At 71.7% G+C, this 17,636-nt stretch carries 12 protein-coding genes; 6 read left to right on the top strand and 6 right to left on the bottom strand.

Features of this window, described 5'->3' with window-relative positions:
* Nucleotides 1–143 precede the first annotated feature (143 nt).
* From lanKC to KQY30_RS33035, 4 genes are all read left to right on the top strand, one after another.
* Nucleotides 144–2,789 carry a class III lanthionine synthetase LanKC gene (lanKC, locus tag KQY30_RS33050; protein ID WP_217311450.1) on the top strand — a complete coding sequence of 882 codons (2,646 nt, stop codon included), beginning with the start codon at nucleotides 144–146 and terminating at the stop codon, nucleotides 2,787–2,789.
* Between the two features lie 61 nt (nucleotides 2,790–2,850).
* Complete coding sequence (locus KQY30_RS33045) at nucleotides 2,851–2,979, top strand: SapB/AmfS family lanthipeptide (protein WP_217310204.1); 129 nt, start codon at nucleotides 2,851–2,853, stop codon at nucleotides 2,977–2,979.
* A gap of 101 nt (nucleotides 2,980–3,080) precedes the next feature.
* Complete coding sequence (locus KQY30_RS33040; RefSeq protein WP_254407438.1) at nucleotides 3,081–4,952, top strand: ABC transporter ATP-binding protein; 1,872 nt, start codon at nucleotides 3,081–3,083, stop codon at nucleotides 4,950–4,952.
* On the top strand, nucleotides 4,949–6,772 hold the full coding sequence (locus KQY30_RS33035; protein ID WP_217310203.1) for an ATP-binding cassette domain-containing protein: 1,824 nt from the start codon (nucleotides 4,949–4,951) through the stop codon (nucleotides 6,770–6,772). The genes KQY30_RS33040 and KQY30_RS33035 overlap by 4 nt, the downstream gene beginning before the upstream one ends.
* A 97-nt stretch (nucleotides 6,773–6,869) precedes the next feature.
* Here the strand turns inward: KQY30_RS33035 and KQY30_RS33030 are convergent, their stop codons facing one another.
* Nucleotides 6,870–7,475, bottom strand: coding sequence for a response regulator transcription factor (locus KQY30_RS33030; protein WP_217310202.1), 606 nt, complete (start codon nucleotides 7,473–7,475; stop codon nucleotides 6,870–6,872).
* A 280-nt stretch (nucleotides 7,476–7,755) separates the two neighbouring features.
* Between KQY30_RS33030 and htpX the strand changes: the two genes are divergently transcribed.
* Nucleotides 7,756–8,661, top strand: a complete 906-nt coding sequence (htpX, locus tag KQY30_RS33025) for a zinc metalloprotease HtpX (RefSeq protein WP_217310201.1) — start codon at nucleotides 7,756–7,758, stop codon at nucleotides 8,659–8,661.
* Nucleotides 8,662–8,796: 135 nt separating this feature from the next.
* On the top strand, nucleotides 8,797–9,381 hold the full coding sequence (locus KQY30_RS33020; RefSeq protein WP_217310200.1) for a hypothetical protein: 585 nt from the start codon (nucleotides 8,797–8,799) through the stop codon (nucleotides 9,379–9,381).
* A 122-nt stretch (nucleotides 9,382–9,503) separates the two neighbouring features.
* Here KQY30_RS33020 and KQY30_RS33015 read toward each other — a convergent pair whose 3' ends face one another.
* From KQY30_RS33015 to KQY30_RS32995, 5 genes are all read right to left on the bottom strand, one after another.
* Nucleotides 9,504–10,781: an NAD(P)/FAD-dependent oxidoreductase gene (locus KQY30_RS33015; RefSeq protein WP_254407437.1), complete on the bottom strand. Its 1,278-nt coding sequence runs from the start codon at nucleotides 10,779–10,781 to the stop codon at nucleotides 9,504–9,506.
* Nucleotides 10,782–10,994: 213 nt separating this feature from the next.
* Nucleotides 10,995–11,873, bottom strand: coding sequence for a trypsin-like peptidase domain-containing protein (locus KQY30_RS33010; RefSeq protein ID WP_217310199.1), 879 nt, complete (start codon nucleotides 11,871–11,873; stop codon nucleotides 10,995–10,997).
* 83 nt (nucleotides 11,874–11,956) lie between these two features.
* On the bottom strand, nucleotides 11,957–13,138 hold the full coding sequence (locus KQY30_RS33005; RefSeq protein ID WP_217310198.1) for a mandelate racemase/muconate lactonizing enzyme family protein: 1,182 nt from the start codon (nucleotides 13,136–13,138) through the stop codon (nucleotides 11,957–11,959).
* A 437-nt stretch (nucleotides 13,139–13,575) separates the two neighbouring features.
* Nucleotides 13,576–14,775: a S8 family peptidase gene (locus KQY30_RS33000; protein WP_217310197.1), complete on the bottom strand. Its 1,200-nt coding sequence runs from the start codon at nucleotides 14,773–14,775 to the stop codon at nucleotides 13,576–13,578.
* 197 nt (nucleotides 14,776–14,972) lie between these two features.
* Nucleotides 14,973–17,477 carry a SpoIIE family protein phosphatase gene (locus tag KQY30_RS32995; protein WP_217310196.1) on the bottom strand — a complete coding sequence of 835 codons (2,505 nt, stop codon included), beginning with the start codon at nucleotides 17,475–17,477 and terminating at the stop codon, nucleotides 14,973–14,975.
* Nucleotides 17,478–17,636 lie beyond the last annotated feature (159 nt).

The raw sequence follows: 17,636 nt of genomic DNA, 5'->3' as shown, positions 1-17,636 counted from the left end.
GGTACGGGGGACCGGCGGACCCGAGTGGTCCGCCGGTCCTTCCTCCGTGCGGAGTCCACACCGCGGACATGACATCGGCGACTGTCTCCCCCTTCCACGGCCATGACACGGTGAGCGGGTCAACGGCCGAGGGGGAGGCGCTCGTGAACGAGGGATACGCGGCATTCTGCGATGCCGACCGGCATTTCTACGACGCCCCGCACCGGCTGTCGTCCGCCGGGGGCACCGGAGCCGTCACCGGTGGCACCGGGCGCGGGGCGCTGTACGAGGCCGCCCGGCAGCCGGCCCCGGCGGGCTGGCAGCGGCACCGCGCCGGCGACTGGCTGGCCTGGCACCCGGACGGCTGCCAACTGCCCGCCCAGGGCTGGAAGATCCATGTCTCGGCCTGTCTGGACAACGCCGAATCCGTCCTGGACCGGGTCATGGGCTACTGCGTGCCGCGCGGCATCCCCTTCAAGTTCGTACCGAGCCGCCATCTGCTGCACACGCGCAACGCCAAATACGCCGACCGCGCCGCCAGCGGGAAGTTCATCACGGTGTACCCGGCCGACGACCAGCGGTGCGGTGTGATCGCTGCGGAGCTGGACGCACTGCTGGCGGGCGAGCCGGGACCGTACATCCTGAGCGATCTGCGCTGGGGCCGGGGCCCGGTCCATCTCCGCTACGGCAGCTTCACCCGGCGGAACTGCTACGACGCCGCGGGCGAACTCCGCCCGGCCGTCGAGGACTCGGACGGGCGGCTGGTCCCGGACCTGCGGGATCCCGTGTTCCGGATACCCAAGTGGGTCACTCCGCCCGCCTTTCTCCTGCCGCATCTCGCGGCGCGCGACGCCATGACCGTCGCCGGTCTGCCGTACACCATCGAGCGGGCCCTGCACTTCTCCAACGGCGGCGGGGTCTACGCCGGGCGCGACGACAGGACCGGCGAGCGGGTCGTGCTGAAGGAGGCACGGCCGTACGCCGGTCTGGCCGCCGACGGCGCGGACGCGGTGACGCGGCTGAAGCGCGAACAGACTGCGCTGGAAAGGCTTTCGGGGCTGGCCTGCACTCCCGAGGTGCTCGACAGTTTCACCCTGGGCGACCATCACTTCCTGGTGCTCCAGTACATCGAGGGCAGCCCCCTCAACACCTTCTTCGCCCGCCGCCACCCGCTGATCGAGGCCGCTCCTGACGCCGGGCGGCTCGCCTCGTACACCGCCTGGGCGCTGCGGATCCACCGGCTGGTGGAGGAGGCCGTCGAGGCGGTGCACGAGCGCGGGGTGGTCTTCAACGATCTGCATCTGTTCAACATCATGGTCTCCGAGGACGAGTCGTCCGTGGTGCTGCTCGACTTCGAGGCCGCCGCGGCGGCCGATGACAACGCCCGCCAGGTTGTGGCCCATCCGGGGTTCGTGGCCCCGGCGGGCCGGCGCGGCTTCGATGTGGACCGCTATGCGCTGGCCTGTCTGCGGCTGGCCCTGTTCATTCCGCTGACCAGTCTCTTCGCGGTCGACCGGGCCAAGGCCACGCATCTCGCCGAGGTGGTGGCGGCACGGTTCCCGGTGGAGCGGGCGTTTCTCGACGAGGCCGTGGCGGAGATACTGCGGGAGCCGTCGGACGCCCGCCCGGAGTCGGCCGCTCGTCCGGTGGTGGTGGGTGACGGGCGTGCCACGGGGGCGTATCTGCCGGCCGAACCCGCCGACTGGCCCAGGAGCCGCGACTCGATGGTGAACGCCATCCTCGCCTCGGCGTCGCCGGAGCGCGAGGACCGCTTCTTCCCCGGTGACATCGCCCAGTTCGCGACGGCGAGCGGCGGTCTCTCGTTCGGCTACGGCGCGGCGGGGGTGCTGTACGCGCTGGCGGAGAGCGGCGCGGGACGGTGTGTTCCGGCGGAGGAGTGGCTGCTGCTGCGGACGAAGGAGCCGGACTCGGGCACTCCGCTCGGTTTCTACGACGGTCTGGCCGGGCTCGCCTGGACGCTGAACCGGCTCGGTCATGAGCAACGCGCCCTGGAATTAATGGATCTGACGTTGCATCAGTCATGGGAGTCCCTGCCACCCGATCTCCATGGCGGGGCCGCGGGACTGGGCCTCGCGCTCGACGAGCTGGCGGCGGTGTCCGGAGAACCGGCGCTGTACGACGCGGCTCTCCGCTGCGCCGAGCTGGCCGCCACCGCGGTACAGGGCGGTCCGGCCACGCTACCGGGCGGTCCGCGGCTGTCCCGCGCGGGACTGCTGTACGGCGGCGCGGGCATCGCGCTGCTCTTCATCCGCCTCTACGAACGCACCCACGACTCCGCGCTGCTGGACCTCGCCGCCGACGCGCTGCGGCGCGATCTGGCCCGCTGCAAACAGACGCCCGACGGCACGCTCCAGGTCGACGAGGGCTGGCGCACCATGCCCTATCTGGGCGCGGGCAGCGTGGGTATCGGCATGGTCCTCGACGACTATCTCGCACACCGCGCCGACGACGCCTTCGAGTGGGCGCGCGGTGAGATCGTACGGGCGGCACAGGCCACCTTCTACGCGCAGCCCGGGCTCTTCCGGGGCGCGGCCGGGATGGCGCTGTATCTGAGCCGTACGACCGCGCCGGGCCCCGGTACCGGACCGGCCGATGTACGCCGCCAGATGGACGCCCTCTCCTGGCACGCCATGGCCTACCGCGGCCAACTGGCCTTTCCCGGCGAGCAGATGATGCGGCTGTCGATGGATCTCGCGACCGGCACCGCGGGTTGTCTGCTGGCACTGGCCGCCGCGTCGGGCGACCGCCCGGCACGGCTGCCCTTCCTCCCGCCGCTCCGGCGGCCCTAGAGCCGGCTCCCGTCGGGAGCCGAAACAGAGCACACCGTCCCCATGAATGAGAGGAACTGTCATGACCCTTCTCGACCTGCAGTCGCTGGAGATCCCGAAGGAAGAGGCCACCGGCGATGTGGCCACGGCCAGCCGCGCGAGCCTGCTGCTCTGCGGTGACAGCAGCCTGAGCGTCGTCACCTGTAACTGATGTAGCTGATGTCCGGGTCCCGGGCGGTCCGCCGCCCGGGACCTGTCAGGCGGCGACCCCGGCCGTCTGAAGGCTCCGGACCGGAGGAGGATCCCGCCCCGATGGATGTCCCGCGCAGGGAACCCCCTCCGCTCCGGGAGAGCCACCCGCTCGAAGGGGGCCGCGACCGTGGCGCACCGCTCATGGCGGCGCGGTCCGGCCCCCGTCCGCTGCGCGACGCGGCCCGGCACAGCGCCGGCCGCACCGCGGCCGTGTTCCTCTGCTCGGCCGCTTCGGCCGCCGCGTCGCTCGCCGTGCCCGCGGCCGTCGGCCGGACCCTGGACCTGCTGCTGGACCACGAGAGTGGCCGAGTGGCTCACTGGCTCATCCTCTGTACCACCGCCATCGCCGCGGAGGTCCTCCTCGACGCCGTGGTGGCTCTGCTGAGCGGTACGGCCGGCGCCCGCTCGACCGCGCTGCTGCGGGTCAGAGCCCTGGAGCGGCTGCTCGCGGCCCCGCCCGGGCACGCGGCCCGCCTCTCCCCCGGCGACATCGCGGCCCGTCTCTCGGCGAACGCGACGGAGGCCGGTACGGCGCCCGTGACCGCCGCGGCCCTCGCGGCGTCGCTGCTCGCCCCGGCCGGGGGAATCGTCGCGCTCTTCCTGATCGACCTCTGGACGGCCGTGGTCTTCCTCGCCGGTCTGCCGGTCCTGTTCCTGGTGCTGCGCGCCTTCACCCGTGGCTCCTCCGACAGTGTCGCGCGGTACCAGCGGGTGCAGGCGTCCATCGCGTCCCGGCTCGTCGAGGCGCTGGCCGGGGCACGGACCATCGCCGCCGCCGGTACGACGGAGCGCGAGCAGGCCCGTATCCTCGCTCCGCTGCCCGAACTCGCCGTCCAGGGACGGCGGATGTGGAGTGTGCACGGGCGGGCCGTGGCCCGCGCCGGTGTCCTCATGCCGCTGCTGACCACGGGTGTGCTGGCGGTCGGCGGTGTACGGCTGGCCGCCGGTGCCATCAGTGTCGGCGACCTGCTGGCCGCTTCCCGGTACGCGGCGCTGGCGGCCGGGGTGGGCGCCGCGGCCGGGTTCCTCGGCTCGCTGGTACGGAGCAGGGCGGCGGCCCGCAGAGTGGCCGAGCTGCTGGCCCTGCCCCGGCTCGCCCACGGCGCCGCGTCCTTGCCACCGGGCGGCCCGGGCAGGCTCGAACTGCGCGGGGTCCGGGTCGTCCGCGAGGGCCGCGTCCTGCTCTCCGGTGTGGATCTGACGATTCCCGGGGGCGTCTCGGCGGCGGTGGTGGGGCGTTCGGGAGCGGGCAAGTCCACCCTCGCCGCTGTCGCCGGGCGGCTCACCGATCCGGACGAGGGCTCCGTACTGCTGGACGGCGTGCCTCTGCCCGCCCTGGCGCACGGGGAGTTGCGCCGCGAGACCGGCTATGCCTTCGAACGGCCGGTCCTGTGGGGCGACACCCTCGGTGAGGCCCTGGCGTGCGGCACCGAGCGGGCGTCCCCGGAGGGGGTACGGGCGGCCGCGTGCGCGGCGAGCGCCGACGCGTTCGTACGGCTGCTCCCGCACGGGTACGACACGCCGCCAGGCGAGGCGCCGCTGTCCGGGGGCGAACTCCAACGGCTCGGTCTGGCAAGGGCGTTCGCGCACGCCGGGCGGCTGCTGATCCTCGACGACGCCACCTCCAGCCTGGACACGGCCACCGAGCGCCAGGTGGAGCGCGCCCTCGACCACGATGTCCGCGCGGGCACCCGGCTGATCGTCGCGCACCGGCTCTCCTCGGCGGTCCGGGCCGATCTGGTGATCTGGCTGGAGGAGGGACGGGTACGAGCGGTGGGGCCGCATGACGAGCTGTGGCAACTCCCGGCCTACCGCGAGGTGTTCACTCCGCCCGGGCAGGTGGCGAGCGGTCATCCGGCGCCGCCCGCCGGCTTCGTACCGTACGGAACCGGGCGTCCGGCGGACGCCCCCGTGGAACGGCCCGGCCGGTGACGGCGTCCGAGACGACCGGCCGGGCTCCCGGCGCGGCCCGGGGGACGCCGAGCGGCCTCCTCCCCCGGGCCCGCCGTTTTCTGCTGCGCAGAAAGGGAGTTCTGCTCAGGCTGGCCGGCTGGTCGCTGCTGGAGTCCGCGCAGACCTTTCTCGGCGGCTACTGTCTGGCACGGGCCCTGGACCGCGGCTTTCTGGCGGGGCGAACGGGATCCGGCCTGGCATGGCTGGGCGTGGCGGCGGTGGCGATCCTGGCCGGCGGCCCGCTCGTCCGCGGTGTGTTCGCCCAACTGTCCTTGCTCGTCGAACCGTTGAGGGACGCCCTGGTCCGGCGGGCCGTGACACAGTCCTTGCGCCGGGCGGTCGCGGAACCGGCGCGCGCGGACGGCGGAGCGGTCTCCCGGCTCACCCATCAGACCGAGATCGTGCGGGACAGTTTCGCGGGGCTCGTCCTGACTGTACGGTCCTTTGTGTTCACCCTCCTGGGCGCGCTGGCCGGGCTGCTGGCGCTCACGCCGCTGTTCCTGCTCGTGGTCGTACCGCCGCTGGCACTGGGGCTGCTGCTCTTCCTCGCCATACTGCGGCCGATGGCCGTGGCCCAGCGTACGTTCCTGGACGCCGACGAGGCGTTCGCCGACCGCGTCGGCGCGATCGGCGGCGGACTGCGCGACATCGCGGCCTGCGGTACGGGGGCGGAGGTGGGGGTCCGCACGGAGCGGCTCATCGACGCGGGGGCGCGCGCGGCGCATGCGCTGGCGCGCTGGGCGGCCGTGCGCACCTTGGCACTCGGGGTGGCCGGGCAGCTACCGGTGATCCTGCTGCTGACCTGCGCTCCCTGGCTGCTCCGGCAAGGGGTGACGGCGGGGGCGCTGATGGGGGCGCTCGTCTATCTCGTACAGGCGCTGCTGCCCGCGCTGCATACGCTGATGACCGCGCTGGGGGCGGCGGGCACCCGGCTGCTGGTTGTGCTGGAACGGTTCGAGGACCGGACGGCGGAGCCGGCAGCGGCCCCCGCTCCCCCGGTGGTGAGCGCTCCCCCGGTCGTGGGCGGCAGCACCGGGACGGTCCGGTTCCGGCGGATCGGCCCGTCGGGGGCGCGGACCGCGCCGCCGCCCGCGGTGGAGATCCGGTCGGTGACGCTGGCGTACGGTCCCGGAGCACCGCCCGTACTGGACCGGTTCGGTCTGACCGTGGAGCGGGGTGAGCACATCGCGGTGGTCGGGCCGAGCGGTATCGGCAAATCGACTCTGGCGGGTGTCATGTCGGGACTGCTGGCTCCCGGCCGGGGCACCGTGCTGCTGGCGGGAGAGCCCGTATCGGGGCTGCGGGCGGAGGAACTGGCAGAGCGCCGCGTACTGATACCGCAGCAGGCGTACGTATTCACCGGCACCGTCCGCGACAATCTGCTGCATCTGCGGCCCGAGGCCTCGTCCGCCGAGCTGAGCCGCGCCGTCGACGCACTGGGGCTGGGCGGTCTGATCGGCCGGCTGGGCGGGCTGGACGCGGTGATCGAACCCGCGAGGCTCTCACAGGGCGAGCGCCAGTGGCTCTGCCTGTGCCGTGCTTATCTGTCCGCCGCGCCGCTGATGATTCTGGACGAGGCCACCTGTCATCTCGATCCGGTCGCGGAGGAGCGGGCGGAACGCGCTCTGGCCGCCCGTCCCGGCACTCTGATCGTGGTCGCGCACCGGCTGTCGTCCGCGCGCCGGGCGGACCGCGTCCTTGTCCTGGACGGCACCAGGCCGGCCTTCGGCACACATGAGGAGCTCCTGGCCGGGTCAGCTCTCTACCGCGATCTGATGGGCCACTGGGGCAGTGGCTGAGCCAACGGGCGGCTGACTGGCCAAGTGGCTGAGTCACTGACCCACTGACCGGCCGACCCTCTGACAGGCTGATCCACCGGGCCGGACTCACCGCAGGTCAGAGCCAGCCCGCGCCCTGGGATATCCGGACCGCGTCCAGGCGGTTGCGTCCGCCGACTTTCCTTATCGCGGCCGCCAGATAATTACGTATCGTCCCCTTGGAAAGGTGCAGGGACCGCGCGATTTCCTCGATCGGCGCACCCTCGGCCGCCAGCGCGAGAACACTCAGTTCACGCGGTGTCATCGGCATCTTCGAGGCCTGAACGAAATCGAAAGCGAGCGATTCGTCGATGAATCGCTCTCCTCTGGCGACCCGGTGGATGGCCTCCACCAATCGTCTCGGCTCACCATCCTTGTTCACATACCCGAGAGCTCCCGCGTCAAAAGCCCTACGCAAGGCTCCCGGTTTCCGCACCGTGGCAAGAACGAGCAGACCAGGCCCCTGGCCCAGGTCACCGTAGGCGGACACCGTCTTGTCGATATATCCCGGAGAGTTCAGGCAGTCGATATCGGCGACATATACCTGGGGCGGCACCACATATGCCCCGCGGAATGGCGTGTGTCCGGGCGCCGATGACACGTCGAGGGTTGTTTCGGCCCGTAACAGCGCCACGAGAGCCGAGCGGAAAAGACTCACATGGTGCACGACGTGGACCCGGATCATCTACTGCCTCCTCCTGGCGTCATCACCCACACCACAATGCCCGTCCAAAGCGGTGAGGAACGCGGAATGCGCCATCGAAGGGAGCACTTCCAGGGGCACACCGAGCACCCCCGCGTGCGGCAGTGCGCCACCGCGCGCGCCCGGCGGGACGGCGTGGGAGTCCCCATGGGCGGGCTCAGTCGCGCCCCTGCACCGTCACCACCCTCCATATCTCACGCTTATTCCGTTTCGCCGGGAAAGGAGGAAAATAGCAGGAGAGCGACGTCAATGGAGGCGAGCGATGGCACAGTCCCGCTACACCCAGGACCACGGGCTGACCACCCGCATGGTGACCACCATGTTCCTGATCGGCCTGCTGTACGTGGTCCTGGTCGGTGTGCTGCTGGCGGTGCTGGGCAAGTTCTGGCCCATCATCGTGATCTTCGCAGGTGTGCTTTTCATCGCGCAGTTCTGGTTCAGCGACCGTATCGCCGCCTTCGGCATGGGCGCGCGCGAGGTCACCCCGGAGCAGGCACCCGAGTTGCATGGCGCCGTCGACCGGATCTGCGCCCTGGCCGACATGCCCAAACCACGGGTGGCGATCGCGCAGAGCGACATACCGAACGCCTTCGCCACCGGGCGGAGCGAACGCACCGCCCTGGTCTGCGCGACGACCGGGCTGCTGCGCAGGCTGGAGCCCGAGGAGCTGGAGGGTGTCCTGGCGCACGAGATGTCGCATGTCGCGCACCGGGATGTGGCGGTCATGACGATCGCCTCCTTCCTCGGAGTGATGGCGGGTCTGGTCACCCGCTTCGCGCTCTACAGCGGGCTGTCGAACAGCGCCAGGAACGCCGGCCCCGCAGGCCTGATGATCATGGTGATTCCGCTGGTCAGCACAGTCGTGTATGTGGTCGGCTTTCTGCTGACCCGGCTGCTCTCGCGCTATCGCGAGCTGTCCGCGGACCGCTCGGCCGCGCTGCTCACCGGGCGCCCCTCGGCGCTCGCCTCGGCCCTGACCAAGGTGAGCGGGCAGATGGCACGGATTCCGACGCGGGATCTGCGGAAGGCGGAGCCGTACAACGCCTTCTACTTCGTCCCGGCGTTCGCCTCGAAGGAGAGCCTGGGCCGGCTGTTCTCCTCGCACCCGACGCTGGAGCAGCGGCTGGACCAGCTCGCCCGGCTGTCCACCGAACTGGCCCGCCCGTGACCGGCGAGGCCACCGACAGGCTCAGCCACTGAGCCGACAGGCCGAGCCACTGAGCCACTGAGCCACTGAGCCACTGAGCCACTGAGCGACCGTACCGCCGCCGTACCGACCCGAATCGAGTGAGGAGCTGGTCCCGTGGGTCTTCTCGACACCATCCTCGGCCGGAGCAAGCCGGTCCGCCCCGATCTCGACGAACTCTTCGCCCTCCCCTCCGCGGCGCTCACCCTCCAGGCAGGCGCCGGATTCATGCCCACGGGACGGGGCTCGGTCTGTTTCGCTGGCGTCGAGGGCGGCGGCTTCGCCCGGGTCAGGGAGGACGTACGGGAGCTGCTCGACGCGGACTCCGGCCGGGCCGGGCATCCCGTGGAGTTCAGCCAGGACTCGTACGGCTACACCTGGCTGCTCGTCCGGCAGCCGCCCGAGGACACGGCCTCCCTGGTCAACGATCTGCACGCGGTCAATTCGCTGCTGGAGGAGGGCGGGTTCGGCCCTCAGCTCCTCTGCTCGCTGCTGAGCTTCCGCGATATGGAGCAGCGGCCCCTGGCGCTGGTCTACCTCTACAAGCGCGGCACCTTCTATCCGTTCGCCCCGCTGCCCGGCAGCACCGAGAAACGCGACAATCAGCGTGAACTCCAGGTGAGGGCCGTGCTCGGCAGCGATCTACGGATCGAACCGGACCTGGCGCACTGGTTCCCCGTCTGGGGCGCACCCGGCCTCTGACCGGCACCGGAGCACCGGCCCTGCGCGCCCGATCGGCCCGACGGCCAAGCCCACGCCTACCGTGCCTTCGCGCCCGCCCGTGCCACCGCACCCACCCGCGCGCCACCGGGCCGCCCGGCCACTCAGGCGTCCACCGTGTCCGCCACCCTCTCAGCCGCCCTCTCCGCCCCCTTCTCCACGGCCTCCCGCCACCCCGTCCCCGCCGCGACCGCCGCGCGCCAGGGACGGATCGCCCTGGGCGGCATACCGATGCCCAGCACCCCGGCCAGCCGGTCGCCCGTACGGTACGCGGCGAGGAAGCGGCGCTCCGCAAGGCTGCCCTGGACGACCGCCAGTTCCTCGTGGCCGCGCAGATACCCGTACGCCTGCACCTTCATGTCGTACTGGTCCGACCAGAAGTACGGGACAGGGGCGTACGGACGGGGCGCGTCGGGGCGCAGCAGGTTGCGGACGGCCGCCATGCCCTGTTCGGCGGCATTGGTCCGGTGCTCGATCCGCATCATGGTGCCGAACAGCGGGTTGTACCAGCGGGCCACATCACCGGCGCCGTAGACCCCGGGGGCGGCGGCGCTGTACCGGTCGCAGACCAGCCCGTCGCCGAGGGTGAGTCCGCTGCCTTCGAGCCACTCGGTGTTGGGCCGGGAGCCGATCGCCACCAGGATGTCGTCGGCGGGAAGAACGCTCGCGTCACCGAGCCGTACGCCGACGGCCCGGCCGGCGTCCGTGACCAGCCCGGCGACGGCGGTTCCGGCACGCAGCGCGACGCCGTGATCCTGATGGGCGCGCGCCAGCACCCGCCCGATCTCCTCCCCCACCGCATGCGCCAGCGGCACCGGCGCGGGCTCCACGAGCGTGACATCCACGCCCAGCCCCCGGGCCACGGCGGCGGCCTCCGCCCCCAGGAACCCGGCGCCCACCACAACCAGCCGACGGCCCGCCGCCAGCCGTTCCCTGAGGGCCGTCGCGTCGTCCAGGGTCCGCAGCACATGGACACCCGTGAGAGCCTCGGTGTCGCCGGGCAGCCGCCGCGGCCGTACCCCGGCGGCGATGACCAGGCCGTCGTACGCGACCGAGCCGCCGTCCGCGAGGGCCACCGTCCGCTCCGCGAGGTCGAGTCCGGTCGCCCGTACCCCGAGGCGCAGGTCGAGGCCGAGGGCGTCGAGTGCCTCGGGCGTGCGCAGCGCGACGCGGTCCGGCTGCCAGTCGCCCCGGAGGATGTGCTTGGACAGCGGCGGCCGGTCGTAGGGAACCCCGGGCTCGTCGCCGATGAGCGTCAGAGCACCGTCGAAGCCCTCCCGGCGCAGGGTCTCGGCCGCGGCGAGCCCGGCGGCCGAGACACCGACCACGACGATCCGCCGGGGCCACCGCTCCGGCCGCCGCGCGGCGCGGGACTCTGACACGGCATCGGCTTCCACACTCACAACGGCTCCCTCTTCGGTCGGGCGGTCGGGCAGTCGGACGGCCGGGCGGTCACCGGCCCAGGTCAGGGGAACTGTCCCAGAACACCGACCGGCGATTTCCTCGACTTCCGGGAGGGGGCGGTACGAACGTACGAGCGCACGAACGGAAGCGGCGCCACCGGTCGTCCCGGCGGCGCCGCTTTCGTGCGTGCGTTACGGCTTGGGCAGAGCGCAGCCCGAGCGGCTCAGGTCGATCTGGTTGCCCGAGCCGACGCACGGCACGATGCCGTATGTCTCCTGGGCGTAGTTGATTCCCTGACGCACCGTCACCGTGCCGTTCTGGTCGACCTCGCACGGGTTGTTGAGGGTGCAGCGGCCGCCGGACTCATTGCCGGTGTTGTTGACGGCCACGACCTTGCCGGTGGTGTTGTCGATCACGGGCGAGCCCGAGGTACCACCGATGGTGTTGCACGCGGAGGTGTACCGGACCGAGTCCTTCCAGGTCCAGTCGGCCTCCTTCAACTGATAGGCGAAGCCGTCGATGTTGCAGCTGTAGATGCGCTTCCAGTAGCCGGAGACCACCTTGATGGCGCTGCCCTGGACGGGCCGGACGGTGTTCAGTTCCAGGGCGTTGATCCCGTACGAACTCTGGATCTGGGCGTAGGTGCTGGTGAGCTGGTACAGCGAGACGTCGGTGTCGGTCATCGTCGCGTACGCGATCTTGCTGGCGCGCAGGGTCGCGACACCGGTGCCCGCCGAGTTCAGCAGGGTGAAGGTACGGGTGGACGCCCGGTTGACGACGACCTGGCCGGGGCCGAGGAAGCCGGTCTCCAGACAGTGGCCGTTGGACAGGACCAGGGCGGGGTCGCTGGGCAGCGACGCGGGTGTGCGTACGACGGATCCCGAGCAGTTGCTGAGTGCCACTGTTCCGGCGAAGTCGACGGCCTGGATACCGACTTGGGACGTGGTGTCGGTTGTCGTGGCGGCCGTCGTGCGCTGCGCCACCGCGTCATGGCCGGTGGCCATGGCGGGCGCCGTTCCCGCTCCGAGGAGCAGGACGGCCAGGAGCGCGCCGAGGAGAGGCTTCTTCATGTGGGGTCCCCTCTTGTGACCGAAGGTGCTTCGGATTTGTCATGCGCATTGTGAGTCCCACAACGGCGGCGGGCAACCACGCCTCAGGAAACGACAGTTGTCTCCTCCGACGTCCAGGCGGCGGTCTGATCGCTGAGGGAGAGACCGAGTCCGGGGCGGCTCGGTACGGACATCCGTCCCGCGCGCACATCGAGCCGTTCGTTGAACAGAGGCTCCAGCCACTCGAAGTGCTCGACCCAGGTGGCCCGGGGGTAGGCGGCGGCGAGATGGAGATGGATCTCCATCGCGAAGTGCGGTGCCATACCGAGGCACTTGTGGTCGGCGAGCGCCATGATCTGCAGAAAGGGGGTGATACCGCCGACGCGCGGGGCGTCGGGCTGGATGAAGTCGGCGGCTCCGGCCATGATCAGACCGGTGTGCTCGGCCACACTGGTGAGCATCTCGCCGGTGGCCACCGGGGTGTCCAGGCGCGCCGCCAGGGCCGCGTGGCCCTCCGCGTCATACGCGTCCAGCGGCTCCTCGATCCAGGTCAGGCCGAATCCCTCCAGGGCCCGGCCCATACGGGCGGCGGTGGCGCGGTCCCACTGCTGGTTGGCGTCGACCATCAACGGCACGTCGTCGCCGATCCGTTCGCGTACGGCCTCGACGCGCCGCAGATCGGCCCGGGTGTCCGGCTGGCCCACCTTGATCTTGACACCGCCGATCCCCCGCGCCAGCGCGAGGCCGGTGTTCTCCAGGACCTCCTCCAGTGGCGCGGAGAGAAACCCGCCGGAGGTGTTGTAACAGGGCACGGAGTCGCGGTGGGCGCCAAGCAGTTTGGCCAGCGGCAGCCCCGCCCGCCGCGCCTTGAGATCCCAGAGAGCGATGTCGAAGGCGGCGACGGCCTGGGTGGTCAGCCCGCTGCGCCCCATGGACGCGCCGGCCCAGACCAGCTTCTGCCAGAGCCGGCCGGTATCGCTGGGATCCTCGCCGATCAGCTCGGCGGCGATCTCCCGGGCGTGGGCGTAGAGGCCGGGGCCGCCCGCGCGCTTGGAGTAGCTGAAGCCGAGGCCCTCGTGGCCCCCTTCGGTGCTGATCCGCGCGAAGAGGAACGCGACCTCGGTCAGCGGTTTCTGGCGTCCGGTCAGTACTTTGGCGTCGCTGACCGGGGTGCGCAGCGGCAGCCGTACGAGCGAGAGACGGACGGCGGATATTCGGTCCAGCGTCGCTTCGCCGGGGACCGGGGCGAACGGCTTGACCGAGGCGGGCTGGGTGGCGGATGTCATGGCAGGGCTCCTCGGGGCTTCCCGGGTCGGCGGTCGAATTACGTGCGGGGTACGCCGTATGACGGTGCCGGGCACGGCGCATCGGGACGAGAACGGCCCACCGACCCGCTGAGCCGACCGACCCGCCCACCGTAGCCAGCCCTGCCCCTCCCCCGGCCGCCTCACTCCAGACCTTCGCAAGTCGCCGTCACCGGGCGGAAGTTCACCGGACTCCGCGCAGCCACCACGGGTCCCCGGCGGCATCGCCCAAAAAGCGGCATCGCCCAAAAAGCCGCCGGCCCCTCGTCAGGGGCCGGCAGCGGCAACGGCGGAGAGCTGCTCCGTACGGCCGGAGCTACTTCATACGGCCGGAGCCCGCCCGTACAGCCGGAGCCCGGATCGGGGCCCGCTCACCGGGTCGGGGCCCGCTCAGAGTCCACCGGTTACAGCGGGCGGTGTCAGAGGCCGCCGGTGTACAGCAGGCGGTTGGGCGAGCCCTTGCTGATCGGCGACACCAGGTTCTTGCCGGCCTGCCCGGCGATCCAGAGCGCGACATGCTTCGGGCTCGCGTCCGGGTGCTTCTCCTTGTAGAGCGCGGCGACCCCGGCGACATGCGGGCTCGCCATCGAAGTGCCGCTCTGCGCGACCGAGCCGCCGCCGAGCCCGGCGGAGACGATGGCGGAGCCGGGAGCGTACGTCCATACGCACGCCCCGTGGTTGCTGAAGTCGGTCTCGCGGTCCTGGGCGTCGGTGGCGCCCACGGCGAGCGCCTCCGCCGCGCCCGCGGGCGACACGGAGCAGGCGTCCGTCGCCTCGTTGCCCGCGGCGACGACGGGCAGCACGCCCCGGGTCGCGAGGGCGTTCACGGCCTCGTCGACCGCCGTGGACGAGGGTCCGCCGAGGGAGGCGTTGAGGACCGCGGGCTGCTTGGCGTTCTTGGCGATCCAGTCGAAACCCGCCAGGATCGCGGCCCAGGTGCCACTGCCCCGGCAGTCGAGCACACGTACCCCGACCAGGGACGCCCCGCGGGCCACCCCATGGGTTCCGCCACCCGCGGTGCCCGCGACATGGGTGCCGTGGCCGTTGCAGTCCTGGCCGCCGCGCCGGTCGGGCACGGAGTCGAATCCCGCGGTGGCACGGCCGCCGAACTCCCGGTTCGCCGTCTCGATCCCGGTGTCGACGACATACACCGTGACGCCCTTGCCCGTACCGCTCACACTGAACCGGTTGTCCAGCGGCAGGCGTCGCTGGTCGATCCGGTCGAGTCCCCAGCTCGCCACGGCGCCCCGGCTCCGCCCGGGATCCTGTCCGGACGCGGGCGGGCCGACCGAGACCAGGCCGTCCTCCTCGACCGCCGCGACCCCCGGGAGCGCGCGCACCGCGCCGAGCTGGGAGGGGGTGAGGACCGCGGCGAATCCGCGCAGGGAGCTGTCGTATGTGAAGAGGGGCTCGATACCGAGCTGCCGTGTCGCCTGCGCCGGTGTGACCGTGGGCTTCAGTGTGACGATGTACTGGTGCGGAACCGCCCGGGCGGAACGTTCCAGCGGGACCTGGTCCTCGTGGGTCCCGGCCATGGCACCGGTACTGCCGAACAGCGGGGCGAGCAGGGGGACGAGCAGCAGAAGGGCGGCCGGTGCCCGGCGCGTGCGCAGGCGCATGCGTTCTCCTTGGAAGGACGGGGTTCCCTCGCGCACAGGGGGTGTGCGCGAGGAAGGAACACCCGTCCTTCGTCCACACCGCACGCACCGCTTGAGCGCCATCGGCCGAATGGCTCAGCCCCCGCCATGTGCCTGGGCGTGCCCCACGTGCCCCGCGTGCCCCACGTGCCTCGCGTGCCTGGGGGACCGTACGTGGATCAGGCCGCCGGAAGCGCCTGTTCCGCCCAGATGGCCTTGCCGGTGGGAAGCTGCCGCGTCCCCCACCGCTCGGTGAGCTGGGCCACCAGCAGCAGCCCACGCCCGCCCTCGTCGAAGACCCGCGCCCGGCGCATGTGCGGGGCGGTGGTGCTGCCGTCGGAGACCTCGCAGATCAGTGTGCGGTCGCGGATCAGCCGGAGCTGGACGGGCCCGCCTGCGTGCAGGATGGCATTGGTGAACAGCTCGCTGACCACCATCTCCGTGGTGAAGGTCAGTTCCTCGAGGCCCCACGAGGCGAGCTGGTCCGCCGCGCGCTCGCGGGCGTCGGCGACCAGCGCGGGCTCGGCCGGCAGCTCCCAGGTCGCGACCTGGCCGGCGTCGAGGGCCTGGGTGCGCGCGACGAGCAGCGCCACGTCGTCGACGGGCCGGGTGGACTGGAGGGTCCGGAGAACGATGTCACAGACGGCCTCGGGCGACGTGGACGAGGCCGACGCGGTGCGCAGGATGTCGCACAGGACATCGATGCCGGAGCCGACGTCGTGCTCGGGCGATTCGATCAGGCCGTCGGTGTAGAGGACGAGCAGGCTGCCTTCCGGGATCTCGAACTCGGCCGATTCGAAGGGCAGATCGCCCAGCCCCAGGGTCGGGCTCGGCGGCAGCCGCAGCACCTCGACCGTGCCGTCCGGCCTCGCGAGTATGGGCGGCGGGTGGCCTGCCCTGGCCGCGCTGCAGTGCCGGGAGACCGGGTCGTACACGGTGTACAGACAGCTCGCGCCGAGATACGCGTCGTCCGCCGACTGGTCGGCGTTCTCCGAGGCGAGCCGCAGGACCACGTCGTCGAGGTGGGTGAAGAGTTCGTCCGGCGGCAGGTCCATGTCGGCGAGGGTGCGTACGGCGGTACGGAGCCGGCCCATGGTGGCGGAGGCGTGGATCCCGTGCCCGACGACATCGCCGACGACCAGGGCGACCCGGGAGCCGGAGAGCGGAATGACATCGAACCAGTCGCCGCCCACGCCGTACTGCGAGTCGGCGGGCCGGTAGCGGGTGGCGACCTCGACGGCCGACTGCCGGGCCGCGCCCCTCGGCAGCAGGCTCCGCTGGAGGGCGACGGCGGTGCTGCGCTCGCGGGTGTAGCGCCGGGCGTTGTCGATGCAGACGGCGGCCCTGGCGGCGAGCTGTTCGGCGAGGAGCAGATCGTCGGCGGTGAAGGCCTCCGGGTTGACGCTGCGGCAGAACAGGGCCGCGCCCAGCACGTTCCCGCGCGCGACCAGCGGCGCGGCCACGATCGACTGGACTCCGTAGTTCGGGCAGTTCGCGGCCCGCCGGGGGTCCCGCGCCATCCACTCGGTGTAGCCGGCGTCCCAGGGCCCGGTGAGAACGGCGCGGCCGGTGGCCAGACAGCGCGCGGGCGGCGAGAACTCGGGGTAGTTGTCCACCTCGCCGATGGCGACGGCGGCCTCGGGCACATCGGCGCGGTGGGCCGACTGGTGGGCGACACGGCGCAGCCGTATGTCGCCGGAGAGGAGTCCGGGGGTGGGTTCGTCCCCGTGCAGTACGGAGTCCAGCAGGTCGACGCTGATGAAGTCGGCGAACTGCGGCAGCGGGGTGCTCGCCAGTTCCTCGGCGGTACGGGTCACGTCCAGGGTCGTGCCGATCCGCAGACCGGCCTCGCTGAGCAGGGTGAGTCCCTCGCGGGCCCGGAACTCCTCGCTGATCTCAAGACCCGCCAGGGCGACGGCCCTGACCTTGCCGTCCTGGCCCTTGAGGGGCGAGAGCGAGACGAGCCAGGCGCGCTCACGGTCCTCGCCCGAGGCGGTACGGAAGGTCATCGCGGTCTCCGCCTCGCCCGTGCGCAGCACGCGCCGCATCGGCCCGGAGACCTGGACGTCCTGACGGTTGTCGGTCAGGAACCCGGTCCGCTTTCCGCGCATCCCGTCCTCGGTCAGCCCGGTGATCCGGCACATCTCCGGGTTGGCGCGGATCACGCGGAGGTCGGTGTCATGGATGGCCATCGGAAGCACCGACTGGGCGAACGCGTGATCCATCAGGTCGGTGTCGAGGGGTTCTGTTCCGTGCGGGTCCGTGTCGTGTCTCCGGTCTGTGTGCGGACGGGGAGGGACGTGACGGCCGGTGCCCGGCCCGGCCACGGCCGCCAGCAGCCACACCCCGGCTCCGTCGGCGTCCGTTCCGTCGGCGTCCGTGAGCGGGCAGGCGAACAGGTCCATGTCCACGGGGCCGCCGTCCCGGTGGCGCGCCGCGACCTCGCCGCTCCAGGGTTCCCGGCCGGCCAGCGAGCGCCGGGCCGACTCGGGCAGCGATCCCCGGAGAAGCCTCTTGGCCGCGTGACCCACGATCTCGGCCGGCACATAGCCCAGCGCCCGCTCGGCGCCCGCGCTCCAGCACGCCACTATGCCGTCGGCGTCGATCGTCGCTGTCGCCCACCTCGCCCCCGCACCGGACCCTTCCGGCGCCTCCCAGGTGGCCGCACCACGCGTGTCATCCATCCCGATCTCTACCCTTTGATGATTCTACCATTTCCCTTTTATCGGACTTTAGACCTCCCTGTGATATTCCCTCCGGGCGGAGCCGTCATGCCTTGGGCGGTACCGCTCCCACGGCGCCGGTGGTATCGCTCCCGGAACGTCCATATGGCCGGACCCCAC

The sequence above is a fragment of the Streptomyces sp. GMY02 genome (genome assembly GCF_019056675.1).
Taxonomy (GTDB): domain Bacteria; phylum Actinomycetota; class Actinomycetes; order Streptomycetales; family Streptomycetaceae; genus Streptomyces; species Streptomyces odonnellii.
This window is presented reverse-complemented; position numbering and strand designations above follow the sequence as displayed.